The 25825-nt window shown below is 30.9% G+C and carries 22 protein-coding genes; 14 read left to right on the top strand and 8 right to left on the bottom strand.

From position 1 onward, the window contains the following. Position 1: 1 nt before the first annotated feature. The gene (locus AD998_19555; protein KOY84648.1) at positions 2-964 is read left to right on the top strand and encodes a hypothetical protein; all 963 of its coding nucleotides are present in this window, start codon (positions 2-4) and stop codon (positions 962-964) included. A 63-nt stretch (positions 965-1027) separates the two neighbouring features. Beyond that, positions 1028-1957: a hypothetical protein gene (locus tag AD998_19550; protein ID KOY84647.1), complete on the top strand. Its 930-nt coding sequence runs from the start codon at positions 1028-1030 to the stop codon at positions 1955-1957. Between the two features lie 28 nt (positions 1958-1985). Here the strand turns inward: AD998_19550 and AD998_19545 are convergent, their stop codons facing one another. After that, complete coding sequence (locus AD998_19545) at positions 1986-3323, bottom strand: phosphodiesterase (protein ID KOY84646.1); 1338 nt, start codon at positions 3321-3323, stop codon at positions 1986-1988. A gap of 101 nt (positions 3324-3424) precedes the next feature. On the opposite strand from AD998_19545, the gene AD998_19540 reads away from it, so the two are divergent. Beyond that, the gene (locus AD998_19540) at positions 3425-4549 is read left to right on the top strand and encodes an ATPase (protein ID KOY84645.1); all 1125 of its coding nucleotides are present in this window, start codon (positions 3425-3427) and stop codon (positions 4547-4549) included. Here AD998_19540 and AD998_19535 read toward each other — a convergent pair. From AD998_19535 to AD998_19510, 6 genes are all read right to left on the bottom strand, one after another. After that, a complete protein-coding gene (locus AD998_19535) occupies positions 4546-5304 on the bottom strand; it encodes a hypothetical protein (protein ID KOY84644.1) in 759 nt (252 codons plus the stop codon). The two genes, AD998_19540 and AD998_19535, sit on opposite strands and share 4 nt — an antisense overlap. A gap of 12 nt (positions 5305-5316) precedes the next feature. Continuing rightward, positions 5317-6711: a hypothetical protein gene (locus AD998_19530; GenBank protein ID KOY84643.1), complete on the bottom strand. Its 1395-nt coding sequence runs from the start codon at positions 6709-6711 to the stop codon at positions 5317-5319. A gap of 23 nt (positions 6712-6734) precedes the next feature. Then, positions 6735-7604, bottom strand: coding sequence for a glucose-1-phosphate thymidylyltransferase (locus tag AD998_19525; protein KOY84642.1), 870 nt, complete (start codon positions 7602-7604; stop codon positions 6735-6737). Positions 7605-7657: 53 nt separating this feature from the next. Next, positions 7658-10354 (bottom strand): hypothetical protein, encoded by a 2697-nt coding sequence (locus tag AD998_19520; protein ID KOY84641.1) that lies wholly within the window; start codon positions 10352-10354, stop codon positions 7658-7660. 59 nt (positions 10355-10413) lie between these two features. Then, positions 10414-11346 carry a hypothetical protein gene (locus AD998_19515; protein ID KOY84640.1) on the bottom strand — a complete coding sequence of 311 codons (933 nt, stop codon included), beginning with the start codon at positions 11344-11346 and terminating at the stop codon, positions 10414-10416. Positions 11347-11409: 63 nt separating this feature from the next. After that, entirely contained in the window at positions 11410-12927 is a 1518-nt protein-coding gene (locus AD998_19510) for a hypothetical protein (protein KOY84639.1), read from the bottom strand. Positions 12928-13072: 145 nt separating this feature from the next. Between AD998_19510 and AD998_19505 the strand changes: the two genes are divergently transcribed. The 11 genes from AD998_19505 to AD998_19455 all read left to right on the top strand — a co-directional run bounded on the left by AD998_19505 (position 13073) and on the right by AD998_19455 (position 24935). Next, entirely contained in the window at positions 13073-14455 is a 1383-nt protein-coding gene (locus AD998_19505) for a hypothetical protein (protein ID KOY84638.1), read from the top strand. Positions 14456-14465: 10 nt separating this feature from the next. Next, positions 14466-15650: a twin-arginine translocation pathway signal gene (locus AD998_19500; protein ID KOY84637.1), complete on the top strand. Its 1185-nt coding sequence runs from the start codon at positions 14466-14468 to the stop codon at positions 15648-15650. Positions 15651-15688: 38 nt separating this feature from the next. Continuing rightward, positions 15689-16690, top strand: coding sequence for an oxidoreductase (locus tag AD998_19495; GenBank protein ID KOY84636.1), 1002 nt, complete (start codon positions 15689-15691; stop codon positions 16688-16690). Positions 16691-16695: 5 nt separating this feature from the next. Next, on the top strand, positions 16696-18135 hold the full coding sequence (locus AD998_19490) for a hypothetical protein (GenBank protein ID KOY84635.1): 1440 nt from the start codon (positions 16696-16698) through the stop codon (positions 18133-18135). A 59-nt stretch (positions 18136-18194) separates the two neighbouring features. Continuing rightward, complete coding sequence (locus AD998_19485; protein KOY84634.1) at positions 18195-19499, top strand: hypothetical protein; 1305 nt, start codon at positions 18195-18197, stop codon at positions 19497-19499. A 418-nt stretch (positions 19500-19917) separates the two neighbouring features. Further along, positions 19918-20127 (top strand): hypothetical protein, encoded by a 210-nt coding sequence (locus AD998_19480; GenBank protein ID KOY84633.1) that lies wholly within the window; start codon positions 19918-19920, stop codon positions 20125-20127. A 28-nt stretch (positions 20128-20155) separates the two neighbouring features. Then, positions 20156-21250: an erythromycin biosynthesis sensory transduction protein eryC1 gene (locus tag AD998_19475; GenBank protein ID KOY84632.1), complete on the top strand. Its 1095-nt coding sequence runs from the start codon at positions 20156-20158 to the stop codon at positions 21248-21250. Beyond that, a complete protein-coding gene (locus tag AD998_19470; protein KOY84631.1) occupies positions 21250-21873 on the top strand; it encodes an acetyltransferase in 624 nt (207 codons plus the stop codon). Before AD998_19475 ends, AD998_19470 begins: the two co-directional genes overlap by 1 nt. After that, entirely contained in the window at positions 21870-22802 is a 933-nt protein-coding gene (locus AD998_19465) for a glycosyl transferase family 2 (protein KOY84630.1), read from the top strand. Before AD998_19470 ends, AD998_19465 begins: the two co-directional genes overlap by 4 nt. Next, complete coding sequence (locus AD998_19460) at positions 22799-23803, top strand: 3-beta hydroxysteroid dehydrogenase (GenBank protein KOY84629.1); 1005 nt, start codon at positions 22799-22801, stop codon at positions 23801-23803. The genes AD998_19465 and AD998_19460 overlap by 4 nt, the downstream gene beginning before the upstream one ends. 4 nt (positions 23804-23807) lie before the next feature. Then, on the top strand, positions 23808-24935 hold the full coding sequence (locus tag AD998_19455; protein KOY84736.1) for an aminotransferase DegT: 1128 nt from the start codon (positions 23808-23810) through the stop codon (positions 24933-24935). A 25-nt stretch (positions 24936-24960) separates the two neighbouring features. On the opposite strand, the gene AD998_19450 is transcribed toward AD998_19455, so the two are convergent. Then, positions 24961-25767: a hypothetical protein gene (locus tag AD998_19450; protein KOY84628.1), complete on the bottom strand. Its 807-nt coding sequence runs from the start codon at positions 25765-25767 to the stop codon at positions 24961-24963. Positions 25768-25825: the final 58 nt, after the last annotated feature.

Here is a 25825-nt window from a genome sequence, read left to right as displayed (position 1 = left end):
TTTGAATATTTTTGGTTTTAAAACTACAATTTTTCTGCCTAAAAGTTTGTTTTTCTTTTCTGTTTTGGCTAAATTAATGCAAGTTATGAACACAGAGACACTTATACATCAAATACTAAATTCATCTCATTATAACGAGATTTTTTCTCGCTTCACTTTCAAGAAACAATACATTGATTACTTGAAAGTTCTGCACCCTGATATATGCTCACATCCACAGGCAACAGAAGCTGTAATCAAAATTAATATCTATAAAGAGGAGTTAGATAAATATCAGAAAATCAAGGATGATGGAGGAGTAATGCAAATTATAAATCCTAACCATATTATATTAAATGGGGATGAAAGTTTATTAAAAAAATCTTTTGCAAATTTTGATAAACTTACAAAACTTAAAGATGAGGCTTCAAAACATTTTCGGAAGTATTTACCTGATAACGTAGAATGGAAAGGTGATAAATTAGAGTTACATCATAAAGAAGATATTATTCCTCTGACAGGTCTTTTATTACCTGAAAAACATGTTACATGGCTTACAAGCCGTTTGTTTGAGTTTGTGGCATGGCTTAATCAGGTTGGTTTTTGCCATGCAGGTTTAAATCCAGAATCAATAGCTGTTGTTCCTAAAACACATGGAATTGTTGTTTTGTCATTTTATCATTTGATACAGACTAATCAAAAGTTATCAACCATTTCCAATAAATATTTAAACTGGTATCCCAATTCTATATTTACTGAAAAAAAAGCAATTCCTTATATAGACTTGACCCTTGTTCAACGAACAGCTTTGTATTTATTGGGTGATAAAACTGGAACAGGTGTAAAACTCAAAAAAACGAATACACCCAACTTAATAGATTTTTTATTAGAATCACATTCATTGCCTTATGAAACTTTTGATGCTTATAGAAAGCTATTACACAGCCTTTTTGGGAAAGCTAAATTTTATCCATTAGAAATATAAAAAATTAAAGCTGATTAAAATCAATGATATATTTAAAATATTAAACTATTAATTTTTAAAACTATGGGATACACTAAATGGTCTGATGATGCTTATGATCATCTAAAAGCAAGCCGTACTTCCTCAAGTGTCAATGACATTTTTACTAATAACTCAAAAGGAGTTGCTTCCGATAAAATGCTTCCTTTTGGAGTAAAACTTCGTGAAAGCAGAGATTCAGATATTCACCCAGAATCTCTTTCAGTGGCTGTTTTTTTGGATGTGACAGGTAGTATGGGGAAAATTCCAGAAATTTTAGTACGTGAAAAGTTAGGAGCTTTGATGAATACCATGATAGATCATGGAATAGAACACCCTCAAATTTTGTTTGGTGCAATTGGCGACCATATTTCAGATAGGTTTCCACTCCAAATTGGACAATTTGAATCTGGTACAGATGAGTTGGATATGTGGCTTACTGAAATTTATCTAGAAGGTGGTGGAGGTGGACAAAACAGAGAATCTTATACGCTTGCTTGGCTATTTTGTGCTAGACATACTTCTTGTGATTGCTTCGAAAAACGTGGACAAAAATCGTTTGTATTTACCATTGGCGATGAAATGGCTTGGGATGTACTGCAACAAGCCAAACTCAAAGATTTAATGGGCTATGCACAAGGAGATGACCTGACAGACAAGCAATTATTAGACGAAGTACTTAGAAGCTATCATGCATTTCATATTCATGTCAATCAGGGTTCTTACAACAACGACCCTGAAGTTTTGGGGTATTGGAAAGGTATTTTAGGTGAAAGATTGATTATTTTAGATGATTATAATCTTGTAGCTGAGACCATTGCAAGTACCGTAGCTGTTATTAATGGTATTGATATGAAGAAAGTTTTGAGTTCTTTTGATGCTAAAACAGCCTCAATGGTAGAAAATGCTCTAGTGAATGTCAAAAAAACTGTTCCAGCTAAAACAGATGATGGGAGTGGTGTATTCAAACTATAAACAAAAAGCCCTCAGAAGAGGGCTTTTTTTAGTTTTTAGGAAATTGTAAATCTACTTCTTTAATATCTTGCTTCCAAAGTTCCTTTCCATCTTTATTGATAATCTTTATTGACATTACTCTTTCTTTGCGTTTGCCTGTTACTTCAATAACAGCAAAATTATGTTCTACTACAAGTGTGTTGGGTACTCTCAAAGAATTTGTTTCTTTATCAGGGCTGTGTGTTCCTGAAGTAAGAGGAGATACTGTAATATCATAAATAGGAGGAGCTTTTGGTGTTTCTAATTTAGAAAGCTCTGTAAAGTGTCTATCTCCAGTCATAAAAACTACTCCAGATACTTTGTTTTTCTGAATGGCATCAATAATTTTCTGTCTTTCTTCAGGGAAATTGGCAAAGTTTTCTTTCTCTTTTGAGGCACTAATAAATTGCCCGCCTACAGCAATAATTTTAAATGAAGCTTGGCTACTAGCTAAAGCATTGATGAGCCATTTGATTTGGTCTTCGCCTAGAATACCTCTTTCTGTAGCGAAATTTCTGTTAGCAGTACGGAAAAATCTATCATCTAATAAGAAAAACTGTATATCTCCCCACATGAAAGTGCCAGTAATACCTTCTTTGTCATCATTTGTAATTCCATAATTAGGATTCCCCCAAAAAAGTTTGAATGTTTCAAGTGTCAAATTTTTATTAGAGAAACTACCATCTGAATCGTTAGAACCAAAATCATGGTCATCCCAAATTGCATAATGATGTGCAGAACCTAAAAGAGGTTGAACTTCAGGCAATGAACGAGTATGTGTATAACGATAGTGAATACCTGTTTTTGTACCCCAATCAGCTTCTCTCATGTAAGTATTATCACCAAGCCAAAGCATAAAGTCAGGCTTTTGCTCATACATTTTCGTGAAAATCTGATAATTACTACCATAAGGTGTACCAGGTCTATCGTAAGGTTGGTCGTTTACATAAAAACAACTTCCAGCTACAAATTTAAAATTAGGAGGTTCTGTACGAAATGCCCAAATAGTTTGTGTTTGAAATTCTAAAGGATAAGAACGAGTAACTTTCTGATTATTGATATACAATTCGTATTCATACTTTTTACCAGGTTCTACCAAATCTGCAATCAAACGAGCTGTAAAAGCCTCAGATTTTTGTGTAGTAAACTCTTCTGTAAAACTCTTTTTGTTGAGACTACCTTTTTCCCAATAACCAAATTTTACTTTTGCACTACTTTTGGTTTGTACCCAAAGCAATACTTCTCTCATTTCTGAATAGCCCACCATAGGACCTGATTGTAACAAATTAGCTTGCCCAAAGCAAGATATACTCAAAAATAAAAATAAGATAACAGATAGCTTTTTCATGTTTATATCAGAAAATTAGACCATAAGATTCGCAAATGTATCAAAACAATCGTAAATAAGTATAAACCAAATTTGAAAAATAATTATATTTACCCAAAACAATATCATATAGCATGAAACATCAATATATTTATTACGGAACAAAATGTAATGCCCAAGAACTTGAAAACTTTTTAGCTTATACGTTAGAAACCAACGAACGAAATGAAAAATTAGATAGAAAAAAAACACCTTTGTGTATTTGGGGAGAACATGGAATAGGAAAAACAGAAACTGTAGAAAGATTTGCCAAAGCCAATGGCTACCAATGGGCTTATGTTGCTCCAGCCCAGTTTGAAGAAATGGGCGATTTGACAGGTATGCCACATATCTCGAATAACGAAAAAGGTGAAGAGGTTACTAAATTGGCAATACCTGAATGGGTGCCACAAACTGAAGGCAAAGGTATTTTATTGATAGATGATGTAAACAGAGCAGATGACCGTATTTTGAGAGGTATCATGCAATTACTTCAAAATTATGAATTAGTAAGTTGGAAAATTCCTAAAGGCTGGCATATTGTACTAACGGCAAATCCTGATGGTGGGGATTATTCTGTAACTCCTATGGATTTTGCAATGCTTACTCGTATGAGACATATTACTCTTACCTTTGATGCCAAAACGTGGGCTTTGTGGGCTGAAAAAAATGGTGTGGATGAAAGAGGAATTAGTTTTGTATTGGCTTATCCCGAATTGGTAAGTGGAGAGCGTACAACCCCTCGTACTTTGGTACAATTTTTTGATAGTATTCAAGAAATTAAAGATTTGAAAAAAGATGTTTCTTTAGTGAAAATGCTTGCTGATTCCACTTTGGACAGCAACACTGTAACAGCATTTATAGCATTCTTAAATAACGATTTGGCTAAAATTATCAGTCCAGAAGATATTTTGACAAGCAAAAAGTTTGATAAAGAAATCTATGATAGAATTAAATCTTTAGTACAACAAGAAGTAAAGCGTGTAGACATCCTTTCTGTTATAACTACTCGTTTAATCAATTATATTTTGCTTAATCAAGATAGAATTAAAAAAGAACACATTGAAAATATCAAAAACTTCTTGAAAATGGATTTTATTCCTAATGATATTAGACTTCTGATGAGTAGAGATTTGGCTTCTGCCAATGCTGAAATCAAGAAAGTTTTTGCAGATGCAGAATTGAGTAAAATACTTTTGAGCTATTAAGCATATCCCAATACCTTATACATAGTATAGCCAACGAGTTCGTGGATAAGCACATACCAATAATACAAAGATTTTTCGGTGGGTACTAACCAATAGGTTGGCACCCACGAACGATTTTGGCTATAAAAATCTACAGAAAAGGTTGTTACATTAACACCTTGCTTTTCAAAACAGCCTTTGGCTCTTCGTAAATGAAATGCTGAGGTAATCAGCAAATATGACTGATTTGGAAGGTTTTGTTTTAAAATTTTAGCTGATTCAATGGCATTTTCCCTTGTATTCAAAGATTTTTCTTCAATAAAAATATCTTTTTCTGGAATATTGGCTGAAATCAATATTTTCTTCATTTCTTGGGCTTCTTTAATATCATTTTCATAAAAATGCCCTCCAGAAATCAATATTTTCTTGATTTTCCCCATTTTATAAAGCATAAGCGTATGAGTCAATCTGTCACCTCCTTTATTGAGATAGAGTCTATCGGCAGGCTTTTTTTGAGCATTGGAAATGCCTGTAAGTAAAATTCCCACATCATAATTGGGGGTTTTTGATAAATCTGTGGCAGGTACTTCCCAAAGCAAAAGAGCCTCATTGATAAAAAAAGGATTGGTAAAAAACAAAAGAAACCCTAAAGCCAATACAAAAAAACGCTTTTTTCTTTTTTCTGATTTACTGAAAATACTTATACCAAAACAAGCCAAAATCCATGTAAGAGGCATAGCCAAGTAAAAAACTGTTTTGGATAATATATAAAACATATAGAATAGGGTTTATTTTTTCAATTTCCAGTAATATTTTTCTTTTACATATCTCTCTGCAATTGTTGGGAGCTTATTAAAAAGTAACTCAATAGTTTTCTCATCACCCACAATGATATGAGGTTTTTCAAACATGATTTTATTATAAATATCTGCCTGAATATCGTAATAATCAAGTTTTTGTAGGTATTTTTTGGATAAATCCCAGTTGAAAAAAGGAGTGATGGCTTTGTTATATAAATACCAACTCACATCTGAACTCAATACCCAAACTTTTGATTGCTTAATAGGAGGAATGACTATCTTTTTGGGTTTAGGGTAGTAAGACTGTAAATCTTTAGGAATAGTGTTGAGCAAAAAAGCAAAATTTATCCCAATGCCTATAAATAAAAACAATAAAAATATAATATTCCTTAATATTCTCTTTTTGAATAGTAAAAAAAGATGAGCTATAAAAAATGATAAAGCACACCACAAAATAGCTAAACTACCTATTCCTATTTCAGGGTTTATAAAAAATGCAATTACTCCAAAAATCAAAACCAAAAACATACTTTGTTGGCAACGAAGTTGGTAATTGATAAAACCTACACTTTGTAGCAAAGCTAAAAAACTAAATAATGTTAAAACTACAGGAAAAGCTCCTATAGTAATAAAAGTAAGAGTATCTAAATTGAGATGATGTGGAACATTTATAAAGCCAACAATGAAAAAATTAACAAATGCTGGAAATCCATTTTTAAAATAAAAAACAAGTCCAATGAGTGTAAAAGGGAGTAATAAACCTAGACATAATAGAACGTATTCTTTGAATCGTGTTCCTGAAAATAATAAAAAAGCTAAAATAACACCTCCTACAAACAAAAAATAAGGTAAATGAAACATTCCTGCAATACCCAAATATAAGCCAATCTCAAATGATTTTTCTGTCTGATTTTGCTCATTCAGATGCATAAAGGTATTTCCAAGAGCCATAATCAGGAATGTATTTGCCATAATTTCTGGAGAGAGAGTATAACAATCTGCCCACAAACAGGCCATCACTAAATAAATAATGGCAGGTACTTGATTTCTTTCTTGATACATTTTTGTACGTACAAGCCAATAACTCCATTGAATAGCCTGTATAAAAACTAAAAGCCCACTGATTACTAAGTAAGGAGTATTAGTTTTACCAAAAATTCCATAAAGAATAGTATAAAAAAAAGCAGAAAAAGGGGCGGAGTTATCCCAAATATCTAAATAAAGCCAATCTCCTTGAGCTATTTTTTCGGCTAAAGCCAAATATTTTACTTCAGTAGCAGAAATATCAACCCCTAAAATATAGGCAGGTATCCGAACTGCTAAAAACAGAATAGCTAATAGAATAGTGCCTCCAATGGAACTACTACGAAAAAAGTTTATCACTATCTAAAATGCTTATGAATGAATTAATTACCTTGTTTTAAGATATTGAGCAAATATTGACCATAGCCACTTTTTGTAAGAGGTTCGGCTACCTTTTGGAGTTGTTCTGCTGTGATGAAGCCACTTCGGTATGCTATTTCCTCAATACAGCCTATTTTAAGCCCTTGTCTTTCCTCAATGACTTGTACATATTGTCCTGCTTGCATCAGGGATGTAAAAGTTCCTGTGTCAAGCCAAGCAGTTCCTCTATTTAATATTTGTACTTTAAGTTTACCTCTTTGTAAATATTCTTTGTTTACATCTGTAATTTCGTATTCGCCACGAGCAGAAGGTTTCAAGTTTTTAGCTATTTCAACTACGCTGTTATCATAGAAATACAGACCAGGTACAGCATAATTTGATTTAGGTTGTTGAGGTTTTTCTTCAATGGAAATCACATTCATATCTTTATCAAACTCAACTACGCCATATCTTTCAGGGTCATTGACATGATAAGCAAACACAATGCCTCCATCAGGATTATTGCAGGCTTGTAGAGTTTTAGAAAGCCCTGTTCCATAAAAAATATTATCTCCAAGTACTAAAGCTACTTTGTCATCTCCAATAAATTTTTCTCCAATTACAAAAGCTTGAGCTAAACCATTGGGTATTTCCTGAACTGCATATTCAAATTTACAACCTAAGTTAGAACCATCACCCAAAAGTTTTTGAAATAATGGTAAATCGTGAGGTGTTGAAATAATAAGAATTTCTCGGATATGTGCCATCATCAAGATAGATAATGGATAATAAATCATAGGCTTGTCGTAAACAGGCATAATTTGCTTGCTGATAGCCAATGTAAGAGGATGTAAGCGTGTGCCTGAGCCTCCTGCAAGAATAATCCCTTTCATGTGTGTTTTTTATGCAAGACTATGAAAAAAAACAGTGCAATGCAAATTTTCTGCTATTTGCCTAAAACAATGAAAGCTGCCCAATAATAAGGTCTTGCATATTTTTTTTCTTGAATAAGGCTCAATTTTGCATCTCTCATGGCTTGTCCATAGCTCATTTGCTTGTTTGCTAAATGGTTGGTATAAAAGTTTATCATAAGCCTTGCTGTAGATTCATCTGAAACTTTCCAAAGAGAAACAACCAAATTTTTAGCCCCTGCATACAGAAATGCTCTACTCAAACCTATCAAACCTTCACCTTTGGTGAGCTTTCCTAAGCCTACTTCACATGCTGAAAGTGTAACTAAATCGGCATTTAAACGCAAATTATAGATTTCACCTGCAAATAAATTTCCGTCTTCTTGTTCACTTTTACCCAAAAAAACTTGTGATAAATCAGGACTTTCTTCATCTACAAGTCCATGAGTGGCAAAGTGCAAAATAGAAAAATCTTTCAAATCAAGGGCTTTGATAAGTTTTTCTTGTGCTTCTTTTTTGATTAAAGTATTGGTTTTGAAATTTTTAAGCCTACAAACAGTAGCAATTTCATTCACTTCTTTTTCTGTACCAGGTAAAGTAGCTATACTACCCTCAAATTCGATAGGGGCAATTAGAGCAATCCCTTGATTAGTTGCATTATTAGTTTTAACTAAATTCTGATACCATAAAGTTGCTGAATATGAATAACTAACAGATTTTTTGAGAATTAGATAAGGTAGATTATGAAAATTTACTTCACTCTCCAGATTCACTTTTTTTGTAATCAAAGATTCCATAGGTAAAACGCTGAGTTTCCCATCTTGAATAATAATAAGGTTTTCTATCTTGTTGGGTAAATTTTTAGGAAAAATCTCACTATAAATTTTATAACCCATTTTTATAAAACCTTTGTAGGCACTAAAACGAATCGTATTGAGAAAAAAAGTTATATTATCTTCAAAATTTTCAGGCTTGTTGATACTCTGTAACTCAAGTTTTGTTTTAGTAAGTGTAAAAATATAGATATGGTGGTCACCAATCATATATGATAGAATAGCTGTTTTTTCATCTAAAACACTTCTAATATCTTGAATACTAATAGATTTTGAACTATATTTTAAGTTGAAATAATCAGGAAAATCTTTTTCTAATTTTTTCTGAAAAGCATCATATTGTCTATTGAACTCAAATAACTGACTTTTATACTCTAAAAGGATATTCTCGGATGGTTTTTGAGCTATTTGTTGCTCTAGAAAAGTGATTTTTAATCGTAATTCTTCTTCCTCTTTTAAAATTTCTTGTGGAATATTTCCAAAACTTTTGGCTTTGCTATCACCAATAGCTTCTAGTAAGACAACAGATTTCGCCTTTTCAGAAAAATAAAATGCTTGTTCATTGTATTTTTTCTTCTGTTTCGATTCAACAGCCATCAAATGACACAATCTAACACCTCGTTCATAAAGTTCAGCAGAAATTTGTCCCAACTGAATCTTATCTGCTTTGCTGGAAGCGTTTTGCCTGATTCGACTAATCAACGTATCAGCAATTTTTATGTTATAAATAGCTGTTTTTAAGTCATTTAGTCTTACAGTTTGAGTGGTATACAATTGCTCTAAGCTTTCAGCTTTAAGGGTTAAACTGTATAAAAATGTAGTATAATTAATGACGTCTTGTGTTGAGGGAGTTTGTTTAATATTGGTAGAACTGAAAGAATTAGAGTTATTGATAAAAGATTTTTGAATATTTTCTAAAGCATTTTTAGGTTCTCCACTTTCAAAATATGTTTTGGCTATCAGATTATAAGTATTTGCTATTTCAGGATGTTTCCCGTTATAAACATTTTCATAAATTGTTAAAGATTTTTGAAAATAGTTATTAGCTGTATTATATTGTTTTTTTTCTAAAAAAACACGACCAATATTACTAATCGCAAAAGCTTCGTTAGGGTGTCCATTAGGATAAAGGCTTTTCCAAATATTTTGTGCTTTTTCAAAATTTTCTTGAGCTAATGCATATTTTTTTTCCGATTTTTGAACAAGTCCAATATTTGTAAATAAAACAGCATTTTTAGGATGAATGGATATATATTTAGTCTTATATACATCAAAAGCTTGTTGATAAAACTCCAAAGACTTTTTAGGGTCAATATTTTGATATACTAAGCCCAAATCGTTGTAAGAAGCTGCTATATCAGTTGAATTATTTTTTTGACGTAAATCCAGACCTTTTTCCAAATACTCCAAAGCCAAATTATTATTACCTTCTTGCCAATAAATAATGCCTAAAAGACTATAACTTTCAGCTAATACATCAGGATAATTTAATTGCTCTAATTTATTGATGCTTTGTTTTAAAATATCTTTGCTGTTATCAGACTTTCCTAAAATAAGATATGCTTCAGCTATATTTTTCTGATTTTTTGCTTTCCAAAAATCAGATTTTGATGAGAACTTTTCTGCTTCTTGAAGATTCTTTTCAGATAAACCAATTGACTCATTTAATAGATTGTTTTTAAGTAAATTATAAGATAAGTCAGTTTTGGCTTGTAGATAATTTTCATAATCTTTATTTTGTTCAAAACCTTTTGCAGATTCTTCAAAATAGCTTTTAGCTTCTTTATAAAGAGCTCTCTCCTGTAATTCAAATGCTTTAAGATAATTTTCTTTTGCAGATTGACTAAATGAGTCAAAGATTATAATAAAAAATAAGGAAACAAAGAAAAATGATTTCATGCAAAAATGAATTTAGGCTATCAGCAAATATATTGAAAATAAAATTAAAATATAAAACTTTAAAACCGCCATTCATAAGCAATTGTGGTTACAGAAGTTTTCATCAATCCATCTGCATTAGATTCTCTGGCAACCAAACGATGTCCATAAAATAATTTGATACGAGAATGTAAATCAAAATTATAGCCAGCACCTAAAATGCCTGTCATTGCTAAACCTTGTGAGCCTTTTAACTTTTTTCTAACATTATCTTGGAGTACTTCATCTGCTTCAATACGGTAAACGGGCAATAAGCCTACATGAAAATTATAACGATTGAAACGGATATTTTTTTCAATTCTTAACATAATATCACTACCTCTCTGCAAACCAGCAGAATATGTATATTTTTTAGCTTGTTGCTCCAAAGATGACCCTAACCACTTATCTGGAGAAAAATGATTATCAATACTTCTATTATAAATAGGTTTTTGAAATCCTATACCCAATAGCCAACTTTTATTAATGAAAGAAGCTCCAAGAATTAGGTCATATGTTCCTAAACTTGGTGAATAATACATAGGAAGGGGTAAATTTTCTTTTGTATTGAAATTTGTAGAAAATCGAGGAATCTTAGTTCCTGCCATTACACTTATGTTGTACTTGTCTTTTTGAAAAAGACTTCTGGTGTATGTAAAGTAAACATCTCCAAAACCACTTGTCTTTCCTAAATCTCCTTCTACCCAAGCATATGGCAAACGAAGTTGAATTTTATTTTTAGAAGAAACACTAATCGAAGCATCTATTGTTGATGCCTGAATAGTTTCTCCTAATCCGTTAAATGCTATAAGATGGCTAATTTCAACATAGTTAAGCCTTACTTTTTTAATAGGAGAAAAAGTTTGGTCTGCTTTCAAAGCTCCCATAGTACAAAAACCAGCACTACTACAGCCTTGAGAAAAAGATATATAAGAAATAAATAAAAGGTAAAAAGTTAACAGAATTTGTTTCATAGTAGTATCGTTTTAAACACTACATACTAACAAATTACTAAATAAAATGTTACATACTTATAATTAAAATAAGAATGACACAGTCATGATTCCTGAAATTTGAGTATTCTTACTCTCTACAGAATAAAACAAATCCCTATTATTGAGTGTATAAGGTGTATAAATACTGTTACTGGGTGTATAAGTCACTCCTAAATCTAAAGAAAATGTTTTTAAATATAATCCTAATCCACCACTGAAAGAGAAAATATCTCTGTTTACATCATCAAGTTTTGTTTTTAAAGCATTTTGCATATAGGCTGCACCTCCTCTTACTCTAAAAATATCAAACCTGCCTTCAATACCACTTCTTATATTAAAAGCTGAGCCATACAAATTTTTAATGGTTTTGTTGTCGGCCTCAATATCAGTATCTAAAGATGTTACTGACATGCCCTTATAATTAACCCATTCTGCTTCCAAAGTGAAGAAACCTGCTTTGTTAAAGAAAAAGGCAGCCCCAGCATTTGCTCTCAAAGGACTTGTATATTGGAAGTTTAACTCTGAAGGTATTGTGCTATTCGTTACAGGGTTGAAATTCCTTGAAATAGCAATCATTGTGTTTTCATCTTTCTCTGCCAATGCATAAAAAGTAGGAGTAGTAATTGAAGCTCCAAAACGGATGAAGTCTACTGGGCGAGCAATAAATCCTAAATTAAAATTAACACCTCCACCTTTTGTTGAACGATTATTTTTTAGTGTAAATTCTTGCAACTCACTAGGTGCTGCTTGACGAGTCAAACTTTCATTATAAACACTATTTAAGCTGTAACGTAAAGTCGTAATGCCTAATCCAAAACCAAAGAATAGTTTGTCATTGTAATTGCCTCCATAAGAAATATGAAATGTGGTTTCTCCTCCTTTGGTTTGATAGGTTTCTTGTTGACGAATGGGAGCTACTAAATTATTATTAACATCTCTAAACTCAGTATAATAAGAAGTGCTATCATCTAAATAAGGACTAATTACAAAACCTGAGTAAGACAATGATGCTAAATCTAATATTTCGCCAGAAGCTGCTTCTGCTTCAAGAATATTAGCATTAATTCCATCTGCTAAAGCAGTGAAACGGTCTGCCATTGTACTACGAGTATTTGTACCTGAATAACTAAATCTTCTTTGAAAATTATTGGTTCTGATAACCGAAATACCAATACCTCCTCCTTTGTATTTGCTATCTCCAAAAGATTCAATAGGAATAACAATACTTATATTGTTTAATTTCAGATAGTTATAAGAACCTTGAGTGTCAGTATTGATATAAGAAGATTTAGAACCATAGTTGTTGAAAGCTAAACCAATATTAAATTGTCCATTTTTAACAAGTCCCAAACCTGCAGGATTTGAAACAGTAGAAAAAGCATCTGCACCCACTGCAACATTAGCCCCTCCCAAACCTTGCACTCTTGCTGTTCCCATAGGAACAGTAGATTGAGCAAAAATGCTAGCATCTTGATAATAGCCAATAGCACCAGGCTCAACTTGTTGTGCAAAAATATTGAAGGTAAGGAATGTGAGGGAACAAACTAATGATGAACGCATAATTATAGAATTTTATAGAATAACCAAATCTGAAGGTAAATAGTTGTTTTGTTTAACACAAAACTTATGCTAAAGATGTCAAAAAAATAAATAAAATAAAATTTTAAACCTTATACAATTTAGATAGTCCAAAATAAAAATAAAAATGCTTATGAAGGAGCAACAAAAAATACAACACTTATATTTTAGAGCCTGTTTTGGAGCAAGTTTGGAAGAACTGGAACAGCAAAAGAATAAAAACCTAAAAAATATTATCAAAGAGGTTTTCGACAAAGCTTCCAAAATAAAAAATATAGAAATTGTAGAACGTCCTAAAATTGCAGATAGAAACAATCTTACTGAACAAGAAAGACGTTTACTAAGGAAAGAAAGCCGTCAAAAAATAAAAAACCTTAATGTTCTATGGCTCAAGCAAATGACAGAGCCTCAATGTGCTTTAAGAGAAAGAATGACACTCTTTTGGCACAATCATTTTGCTTGTAAAACGCAAAATGCTTATCTGACTCAAAAACAAAATAATTTATTGAGAAACTATGCTCTAGGTAAATTTGGTGATTTGTTGCATGCAATATCAAAAGACCCTGCAATGCTTCAATTTCTCAATAATCAACAAAATAGAAAAGAAAAGCCTAATGAAAACTTTGCAAGAGAATTGATGGAACTTTTTACATTAGGAAGAGGCAATTATACCGAAAAAGACATCAAAGAAGCAGCAAGAGCTTTTACTGGTTGGGGGTTCGATTTTTCAGGGGAATATGTATTCAGAGAACGTCAACACGATTTTGATTCAAAAACTTTTTTTGGAAAAACAGGCAATTTCAATGGAGATGATATTATCAATATCATTTTAGAAAACCCCAAAACAGCTCTTTTTATAGTTCGAAAGATATACACTCATTTTGTAAATGATAAAGTTGATGAAGCTATTGTACAAGATTTAGCTTCTTATTTTAGAAAAACAAACTATGACATAAAAGCCTTGTTAGAAAAAATACTTTCTGCAGATTGGTTTTATGAGCAGAAAAATATAGGAACACATATTAAATCTCCGATTGAGCTTTTAGTGCATTATCAGAAATTCTTTGGATTAGACTTTGAAGATGAACGTTCATGGCTTTTTGTCCAAAAAGTATTAGGACAAATTTTATTTTATCCACCCAATGTAGCTGGTTGGCAAGAAGGAAAAAGTTGGATAGATAGCTCAACTCTACTGTTTAGAATGACCTTGCCAGATCTGATTTTTGGACAAAAAGAAGTAGAGATTAATTCAAAAGATGATGGAGATGTAGATACAGAAGGTTTAGGAAAACGAGAAGCCAAAATTCTGCAATCAAGAGTTGATTGGAACAAGATTACAAAACATATCAAAACTTCATCTCAAAAAGAAATTTTTGAAAAACTACAAAACTGGTTATTGCCAATAGCTTCTAAAAACTTATCTGATGATAAAATAGAAGGTTCTGGAGAGGTTTTTATTAAAAATACAATTAGACAACTTACAACAAGTCCTGAGTTTCAGTTATGTTAATCTAAAAATTATGAAACGTAGAGAATTCTTAAAACAATCTACTTTAGCCACTGTAGGTACATGGCTGATACCGTCTTTCCTGAAAGCTTTTGAGGAGCAAAATATAAATTTTGCAGGTAAAAGATTGATAATAATACAATTATCAGGTGGTAATGACGGTTTAAATACAATCGTTCCATTTGAGAATGATATATATTACAATACTCGCCCTCGTCTAGCAATTCCCAAAGAAAATGTATTAAAATTAAATTCAGAACAAGGTTTGCATCCAATTATGAGTAAAATGAAGCAACTTTATGATGAAGGCTTACTTTGTATTTTTAATAGTGTTGGTTATCCCAATCCTGACAGGTCTCATTTTCGTTCTATGGATATTTGGCATACAGCTAGTGATAGCAATGAATACCTTTCTAGTGGCTGGATAGGACGTTTTTTAGATGCAAATTGTGAAAAAAACTGTAAAGCTTTTTCTGCTATAGAATTAGATGATACTTTAAGTTTGGCTATGAAAGGGGAGAAAGTAAAAGGCTTGGCTCTTCAAAATCCTGAAAAGTTTTATAAAATGGCTAAAAATAAAAAGATAAACTCTTCCCAAAATCATCATCATGAACATGAAAATGTAGCTTATTTGTATAAAACACTTTCTGAAACTGTTTCTTCTGCTGAATATATTTATGAAAAGAATAAAATACAAAAGACAAGTGTTGACTACCCGCAAAACGAATTTGGTCAAAGATTAAAAACAATTTCTCAAATGATTAAAAGTGGTTTGGAAATTGAAGTATATTATGCCTCTCTTTCAGGTTTTGATACACATGTGAATCAACTAAATACACAAGAAAGACTATTAGGTATTTATTCTGATGCTATTTATAGTCTTGTAACAGATTTAAAACAAAGTGGAAATTTGGACAATACATTGATTTTAACTTTTTCTGAATTTGGTAGAAGAGTAGCTCAAAATGCTTCAGGAGGAACTGACCATGGAACAGCCAATAATTTATTTATTATTGGAAATTCTCTAAAGAAAAAAGGTTTTTATAATAGCTCACCCAAGTTAGAGTCTTTAGACGAAGGTGATTTAAAATACGAAATTGACTTTAGAAGCATCTATGCTACAATTCTCAAAAATCACTTGAATGTACCCATAAATTCTATTTTGGGAAAAAATGTTGAACAATTATATTTTTTATAAATTTTAGTTATTTTTAAACAAAAAATAACTAAAATTAAATGAATATTGGTATAATAGGTTATGGATACTGGGGTAAAAATTTAGTTAGAAATTTTTACGCTCAGAAGAATGCTACACTACACACCGTTCTGGATTTTGATGAGAAAAAGCTACAAGCTTTAAAACTGAGCTATCCCAATGTAAATACAACATCTTCTATAGAGGAATTTTTTGGAAATGACTCTCTAAATGCTGTTGTGATTGCCACTCCTGTTTTTAGTCATTACGAATTAGCCAAAAAGGCTCTTTTGGCTGGCAAGCATGTGCTTGTTGAGAAACCTATGACTTCTTCATATGCTCAAGCAGAAGAGCTTATCAGAATAGCTGAGAACAAAGGACTTATTCTGATGACAGACCATACTTTTTTGTATACAGGGGCTGTTCAAAAAATGAAAGAACTCATTGAAAAACAGGAATTAGGAAATGTCAATTATATAGATTCCACAAGAATTAATCTTGGCTTATTTCAGCCAGATGTCAATGTTCTATGGGATTTAGCTGCACACGATATATCTATTTGCAATTATTTGCTTAATGAAGAGCCTATAATAGTACAAGCTACGGGTATTTCTCATACTAATAATGATATAGAAAATATTGCTTACCTCACTCTAAAATATGCTTCTAATAAGATAGCACATTTCAATTGTTCATGGAGTTCACCTGTAAAAGTTAGACAAATGCTTGTAGGAGGGAATAAAAAAATGATTGTTTGGAATGATTTAGAAGCTACAGAAAAAATAAAAGTCTATGATACAGGCTATGAAATCAAATCAGAAGAAGATAAAACTAAAATATTGGTAGATTATCGAGTAGGAGATATTTATGTCCCCAAATTAAACAATACAGAGGCATTATATGCAATGGCAAGTGATTTTATAGATAGTATTCAACAAAAAAACACCCCAAAAGCATCAGCCCATATAGGAGCAACAGTTGTGAAAATCTTAGAAGCTTCTCAAAAATCTATAAAAAACAAAGGAGAGGAAATTTTACTATAAATTTTATGAGTAGAAAAAAGTTACTATTAGTATCTCTTTTCGTGTTTATCATAAAGTTGGGTACAGTCTATTATCTTCAAAAACTAACTATATGTAATAGTCCAGATTTGAAAGCAGGAGAACTTTCTATTATAGGAGGGGATACATTTTCCTATATAGGAGCCATAGAAAATTATAGGACAACAGGAGAGTACTTTTTTTATAACCAACATCCTACACAAAAAACAAAAATATACGCAGGAAGAATGCCATATTATGGTATTCCCTACTATGTGTTCAGGTTGTTCTTTGATAAGTCTGTAAGTGCTGATTTGGTAATTATTACCCAGATTTTATTAGAAAGTTTGAGTATTGTGGTATTGGCTTTATTGATACTTCAAATTATACAAAAAAAAATATTTTTTGTTTTGAGTATATTAGCCATGTTGGTAAGCCTAAATACTACATCATGGTCATTTTATCTACTTCCAGAAAGTTATTCAGTAAGTCTTCTGATATTTTTTATTTATAATTATTATTCCTATTTAAGTAGCCGAATAAACAAGTATTTATATCTATCAGGGCTGTTTTTGAGTTTCTTATGTTTGTTAAAACCCTATTTTGTTTTACTGTTTGTATTACTGGGTATAGAGTTTATAAGATATGATAAGAAATATAAAATAGTTTTGCAAAAATCTGTTTATGTGAGTTTACCACTCTTAATTATGTTATCTCCGTGGATTGTTAGAAATTATATTGTTTATAAAAAAATTGTGCCTTTCCAAGAAGATACTACTGGAGGATATTGGTTATCCCAAAGCCATCAGGCTATGAACAACTTTATAAAATGTTGGGGAGGAAATACAGTGTTTTGGGAAACAAAAGCTCCAAGTTATTATTTCCTTCATGAAGATAAGTATACAAAAGAATATGTATTTCCTTCTTATGCCTTGACAGAGGCATATACCACAAAAGAATTATCTGTCTTAAAACAAAGAATGATAGAATTAAATCAAAATTATACTGAAAAAGAAGATATAAAGCTAGCTCAAGAATTTGATAAATTAAGTGCTAATTATCAAAAAGAAAAGCCATTAAATTATTATCTGTTATCTTCTTTGAGGCGAGTAAAAGATTTAATATTTCATAGTGGATCATACTATTTGCCTGTTAATCAATGGTTTAAATGTTATGAATCATATCAAATGATAATAAAAATTGGTCAATCTTTATTATATTATGGTACTTTAGTTTTTGGTTTCATGGGGTTGATATATGGTGTAAATAACTATAAAAACTATACGTTTATTGCAATACCTATTTATATCTTGATTTTATTTTGTTTCTTTATAAAACTGGCAGAATGGAGATTCTGGATACCTTCGTATCCTATTTTAATGATAGGAACAATATACTTTATGGATAAATTAATAAAGTATAAAACAAAAAATAATGTAAATACTTAATATCAAACTTATAAATCTGTATGATTACAAAATAGAATAATAAAAATAGTTAAAGAACTATGCTACTAAACTACTATCTCGTTTATATCCTTTTCACATTTTTTGTGTATGTATTGGGCTGGCTTGCAAGTTATGCTTTTAATAAAGAAGATAACCAACCTTATCAAAAAGTATTTTCTGATTTCTATATAGGAATATTTCTTGTTGTATGTGTATTTGCTATCTATCAAACAAACTTTAAAACGGTATTTGTTCTTGTACCTATTTTATTGAGGTTATATGTAATAATCTTCAAAAAAAGTATTGTTTTTAATCAAGTATCAATATATAATAGTTTAAAGAATGGGAGATTATTCAAAAGTATATTTTTAATATTGTCTATATTCTCATTTTTTTATTTCTTTCAATATTATATTTTATTTGGAGATTTTACAGGAAAAATCCCCAAGTCTATTCCAAATGTTGATTATATAAGTTATGCAAGAATTAGTGAGTATTTAGCGTTAATAGGTAAAGAAAATATTTGGCAAGTACAGAACTTAATTTCAGAAGATTATCATAAAACAACACCATACCATTATTTTAATGAATGGTTAGTTGCTTTTCTGATAAAAATTACTGGACAAAAAAGCATTTTTTTACAAGAAATAGTAATCAATGCTTTTTTATTAAGCATTATAGCATACGGATTTATATCATTGATAGAACACTTCAAAAAAAATATCAATATATTAGACTTATTTGTAGGAGTCTTGTGTATATTTCTTAAATTTATTATTACCATTAAATTTCTTTCTGGAATAGAATTTTTTTCCAATAATGGGTTTTCAATGCCCAAAATAGCATTCTTATACATTGCAATAATTTATACTTCTGTACTTTTTTTACAAAAAAATATTCACAAAGGTATTCTCAACCTACTCCTTATACCAATAGCTTATTTTACAGTAGCACCAGCTATTTTAATGAGTGTAGTAGTTATTTTGTTGGTTATAAGCCTTTTAGAAAAGGATAAGAAAAAAGAAATATTGAAACTAGTTTTATTGCCCTTTATACTCTTTGGGCTAATCATTTTATTCTATCAACTCACAGGTGATTCATCTCAAAATATTCATTATGAGCCAATCAATAGTATAAAATTTTATATAAAAACAGGTATTAATATAGTAGGAGGAACATTTTTGCAAATTATGTTGTTGAGCCTGCCTTTTTTTATATTTATGATATTCGTTGTATATATTAAAAAGGTAACTTTTAAACAATTGTATATAGCCTTGAGTCCTATATGTCTACCTTTATTTTTGATTGTAGCATCTGCTCGATGTTGTTGGGCTTTGTTTAATCCCATGATAGATTCTGTTTAGTTGTTTCAAAATATAGGAATTGTTTGTCTCAATGTGGTTTTTACGATAAACTTTTTATACCTGTTATCACTTGAAAAGGCGAACAAATGGGGGTATATTATCTTTTTTACGACTATTGGATTATGTATCTTCCAAACTAATTTTAACAAATATCCTGAACAATTTTATAGTGAAAGGTATTTGAATGATATTCAGAGTTATATAAAAAATAACCCCCCTGAATCCTATAGGGGCTTCTTTATTTGGGGTAGATGATTATAAACCTGAAAACACTAATTATTATATTAACCATAAATTTTCTGTAAATACCAATGTTTCAGTATTGGGAGCAAACCTTAAGTATGTTGCCAATAATTTTAATACAATCTGCTTATCTGTTCATGATATACCTAATAAAAATGATAAATTTGTCAGCAGAATGATAGAAGTGTCATGCTTTGATAAATATTTTAAGAGAATAAAGGATAAAGATGTTATTGAGGCGAGAAAAAAATTTATTAAAGATTATAAAATAAACTATATTGTTGCTTCTAAGTTTGCAGATATAGATTTTTTGATAAAAGATATAAAAACTATAATTGTGGATGAAAATACACAAGAAAAGTTTATAGTCTTAAAAACTCAATAGAAATAAATGATGTAATTTAATTAAATATATGAAAATCCAATTTTTAGACCTTAAAAAACAATATAATCAAATTAAAGAAGAAGTTCTACCAAAAATAGAACAAGTACTTAATGATACGGCTTTTTCTGGAGGAAAATATGTTGATGAGTTTGAAGGTAGTTTTGCAAAATATTGTGAAACTAACTACTCTGTAGCTGTTAATAATGGTACATCTGCATTACACTTAGCTATGTTGGCATTGGGTATAGGAGAAGGAGATGAAGTAATAGTGCCAGCAAATACATTTGTAGCAACAGCTTGGGGTGTTTCTTACGCTAATGCTACTCCTGTTTTTGTAGATTGTAACCCTGATACATGGGAAATAGATACGACACAAATAGAAAAAAAAATAACCACTAAAACAAAAGCAATAGCAGGAGTTCATCTATATGGACAACCATTTGATATAGATGCAGTAAAAAAAATATGTGAAAAACATAATTTGTTTTTAATCGAAGATGCTGCTCAGGCTCATGGAGCTTATTATAAAGGTAAAAGAATTGGTCAATTTGGTGAAATGGCATGTTTTAGCTTTTACCCTGGTAAAAATTTAGGTACTTATGGAGAAGGTGGAGGTATTACGACTAATAACGAAAAATACTTTAAACACTTGCAAAGTCTTAGAAATCATGGTTCGATAGTACGTTATTATCATGATCAAATAGGATATAATATGAGAATGGGAGGAATAGAAGGAGCTGTTTTAAGTGTAAAATTACAATACTTAGATAATTGGAATAATCGGAGAAAAGAAATTGCTAAGATGTATCAGAAAGGGGTTACAAACGCAAAAATTAAAATGCAAGCCCAGCCTGATTTTGCGGATTCTGTTTATCATTTATTTGTAATTACAACTGAAAACAGAGATAATTTGCAAAAATTCTTAAACGAACAAGGTATATTTCCTGGTATGCACTATCCTGTACCTTGTCATTTACAAAAGGCTTATGCTCATTTAGGATATAAAAAAGGAGATTGCCCTAATGCTGAATATTTGGCAGAACATTGTTTGTCGTTGCCGATGTATGCAGAACTTACAAATGAAGAAGTAAACTACATTATTGAAAAAATAAATCAATATTAATGAAAACGCAAATTTTACTATTTCCATTTGGAGGCAATAGTATGGAGGCTTTGGATTGCTTGGATGATAGATTTGAAGTCTTAGGGTTTGTAGATGACAATCCAGAGAAAATAGGAAATACTTATCTTGATTTTCAAATATTTGATAGAAAAGCATTCCTCAATTTTTCTATGGCGAAAGTTCTTGCTTGTGTAGGTAGTCCGAATAATTTTCAAAAACGAAAGGAAATTATTCAAAGTCTAAATTTGCCTCAAGAAAGGTTTATGAATATTATTCATCCAACGGCTCAAATTTCTAAATATGCAAAAGTTGGTAACAATTGCTTGATTATGGCAGGAGTAGTAATTACCCATAACGCCCAAATAGGAGATAATGTAGTTATCTTGCCTAACAGTGTAATTCACCATGATACAAAAATTGGAAATTATACATGCATAGGCTCAAATGTTGTAATTGCTGGTTTTTGTGATATTGGTGAGAGTTGCTATATAGGAAGTGGAACAAATATTATAAATAATACTATCATTGGAGAAAAAACTATGATAGGCTTGGGAGCAAATGTAATAAATAGTTTTGGTACTCATAAAAAAATTGTGGGCAATCCAGCCAAAGAAATAGTATGAACATTGATATTTCCATATTAATTCCTTTTCTGAATGAATCAGAAAATATCCCTTTCTTAATAGACTCTTTGATAGCGTTTTGTAAAACGAATAGCAAAAAAAAAATAGAAGTGATTTTTATTGATGATGGCTCAAAAGATAATTCCTTTGAGCTATTAAAAAGTGCTTCTATGAACTATTTTGAAGCAAAAATTATAAAGTTATCGCAAAATTATGGCTCTCATGCAGCTCTTAGAGCTGGTATTTTTCACGCAAAAGGCACATACATTACTTTTATGTACGCCGATTTACAAGATCCTTTGGAGCTAATAAATCAGTTATATGAAGAAATTCAGAAAGATAATAAAGAAATTGTATGGGCTGTAAGAAATGAAAAACAAAATTGGTTTTCAGGATTTTATGCAAGATTAATGCAACGTTTTGCTGTGAAAAATTTTCCTGAAAATGGTTTTGATATAGTAATGTTTAGCCAAAAAATCCAAAAACAACTCAATCAGAATATAGAATCCAATTCTTCTATTTTCTTGCAAATACTCACACTTGGCTTCAAACAAACCACTATTCAATATCAAAAACAACCTAGAAAAGCAGGAAAGTCAAAATGGACGCTCAATAAAAAAATAAAATTACTAGTAGATTCATTCGTCGCATTTTCCTTTTTCCCTATTAGATTAGTGAGTGTTGTGGGTATAATTTTATTTGTTGTTGGTATTTTATTTGCTATATATTTGATAACCAGAAAGTTGATATTGGATGATATAAAAGAAGGCTGGACAGCATTAACTTCTATTCTCATGATTGGTTTTGGAATTACTAATATATCACTTGGGATTATTGCTGAATATTTATGGCGAACTTTGGATGCAAGCAGAAAAAGACCTATTTTTATTATAGATGAAATTGTTGAAATAAATCAAAATAAAATATGAAAATATTGGTTACTGGAGGGGCTGGTTTTATAGGCTCTCATTTGGTAGATAAATTATTAAAGGAAGGATTTTCTGTAAGAGTACTAGATAATCTTGTTAATGGAAAATTAGATAATCTTGAAGAGGCTCAAAAAAATCAAAGCTTTGAATTTATCAAAGGAGATATTTTAGATAAAAACACTTGTGATGCTGTTTTACAAGAAATAGATTATGTATTTCACTTAGCTTGTTTAGGAGTAAGACATTCTATTCATAGCCCTTTCGAAAACCACAGAGTCAATGCAGAAGGTACATTGAACATTTTAGAAGCATCCAAAAAAGTGAACGTTAAGCACTTTTTCTATATTTCTACTTCTGAAATTTATGGGAAAACAAAGCAATTTCCTATCACAGAACAAGCACCTACAGCTCCTTTAACAGTATATGGAGCAAGCAAATTGGTTGGCGAACACTATGTTCATGCCTATAATGAATGTTATGGATTGAAAGGTACAGTTTTAAGAATATTCAATAATTATGGGCCAAGAGCTCATTATGAAGGAGATGCAGGAGAAATACTTCCAAGAAGTATTGTGAGAGTTTTATACAATGAACAACCTATGATTTTTGGAGATGGAAGTATCACAAGAGACTTTTTCTATGTAAAAGACACAGCCAAAGCTCTATTTGAATTACTAAAAATACAACAGTCAGATAAAGGAATTATTTTAAACGGAGAAACTATTAATATTGGTACTGGTGTTGAATATACTATGAAATTTTTATTGGAAGGCTTACTCAAAACCATGAATAAAGAAAAATTAGGTATAGAGTATCTACCTGACCGTCCTGCTGATGTTCCTCGTTTGTGGGTAGATGCCAAGAAATTCTACGAAATCACAAAATTTAAATCTTCCTATACTTTTAAAGAAGGTTTGAAAGAAACAGTAGAATATTATCAAAATCTCATGCAACAAAAAAATCTTATACAAGAAGTAAAAGTTGAAAATTGGAAAAACTAAAGCTATGAAAATACCTGTTGCAAAACCTTATTTAGATAAAGAAGAAGCACAATATGCTTATGATACCATCTTGACAGGATGGGTTACTCAAGGACCTAAAGTTGCTGAATTTGAAGAAAAATTTGCAACTTATGTAGGCTCTAAATATGCTGTGGCTGTTTCTAACTGTACTACAGGTTTACATTTGGCTATGATTGTAGCTGGTGTACAAGAAGGAGATGAGGTGATTTGTCCATCACTATCCTACATTGCTACAGCTAATTGCATTCGTTATATGGGTGCAAGAGCTGTTTTTGCAGAAGTGAATCAAGCATATAATCTTGATATAGAGGATGTAAAAAATAAAATTACATCTAAAACAAAAGCAATCTTAATTGTTCATCAAATAGGTATGCCTGCTGATATAGAGGCTTTTACAAGTCTATGTAAGGAACAAAATATAGCTTTGATAGAAGATGCTGCTTGTGCTGCTGGTTCAAGCTATAAAGGGCATAAAATTGGTTATTATTCTGATTTAGTCTGTTTTTCTTTTCACCCTCGAAAAGTAATTACAACTGGAGATGGAGGAATGATAACTACCTCAAGAGAAGACTTCTATGAAAGATTAAAGTTGCTTCGTCAGCATGGAATGGCTATAAATGACAGAGTTCGTCATGAATCTACAAAAGTAATTATTACAGATCATTTAGAACTGGGTTATAATTATAGAATGACTGATATTCAGGCTGCTGTAGGAATTAAGCAACTTGAAAAACTTGATTGGATTGTAGAAGAACGCAGAAAAATAGCGATGCAATACCATGAGGCATTTAAAGACATAGATTTTTTTATGTTGCCTATTGAACAAGAAGGATATTTTTCTAACTATCAGTCATATTCTATGTATCTCAAAGAAAATACACCTATTTTGAGAGATGAGTTAATGCAAAAACTTTTGGATATGGGAATAGCAACTCGTTCAGGAGTGATGACATCACATAGAGAAACAGCTTATAAGGGGTATTCAACAGAAAAATTGCCCATCTCAGAGGATTTATGTGATAAGAGTATTATTATACCATTATATGTTCCAATGAGTCAGGAGGAAATTAGCTTTGTCATTGAAAGTATAAAATCTGTTATAAAAAAATAAAGCCCAGTTATTAACTGGGCTTTTACTATTTGCAGTGTTTTTCTAAATATTCTTCACATTCTACATCTCCCAACTCTTGGGCTTTTTTCCAGTCTTCACAAGCTAATTTCTTTTGCCCTAAATGAATATGAGCTATACCTCTAAATGTAAATGTACTACCCACTGTATTGTCAATCTCAATAGATTTGTTTAAATCAACAAGGGCCTCTTTATACTTTTTTTGAGTTAATTCAATTTCTCCTTTTAAAGAATATGCTCCTGCATGTTTAGGGTTAACAACTAATAATCTTTTTAACTCACTAGTAGCTTTTGCATATTGTTCAATATTGTAATGGTATGAAGCTAGATGATAATAAGCAGCTTCATGCTTAGGATTAACTTTGATAGCCTTTTCATACTCTTTAATAGCTAATTTACCATCTTTGGATTTATAAATATTACCTCTATCTACATAAGCATGTACATGTGTAGAATCAAGTTGATTTACTTTGTGTAAATCTTGTAAAGCCTCAGTTTCTTTTCCAATTTGCATATAAAGGCTACTTCTTTCGTAGTAAGCTTCTGTAAGTGAAGGGTTAAGTTCTACAACCTTGGTAAAATCATTCAAAGCTCCTTGATATTGTAAAAGAGCTTTCTTAGCAAAACCTCTTTGTAAATAAGCATCTTGATATTTAGGATTAATAGTAATTGCTAAATCTAACTTTTCAATAGCCTCTTTATATTCTTTAGCTTGTAGACGTGCTAAAGCTTCTTGATATACATCTTCTGCTTTTTGTGAATATCCTAATACAGATACTAATAAAAAACATACTGATAAGATAATTTTTTTCATACTTGAAAAGAAGTTAGTTAAATAAATGAACACAAATCAAATTTAATAAATATTCTTA

Source organism: bacterium 336/3 (genome assembly GCA_001281695.1).
GTDB lineage: Bacteria > Bacteroidota > Bacteroidia > Cytophagales > Thermonemataceae > Raineya.
Note: the sequence above shows the minus strand (reverse complement) of the source record. Positions and strands in the feature narration are given on the sequence as shown.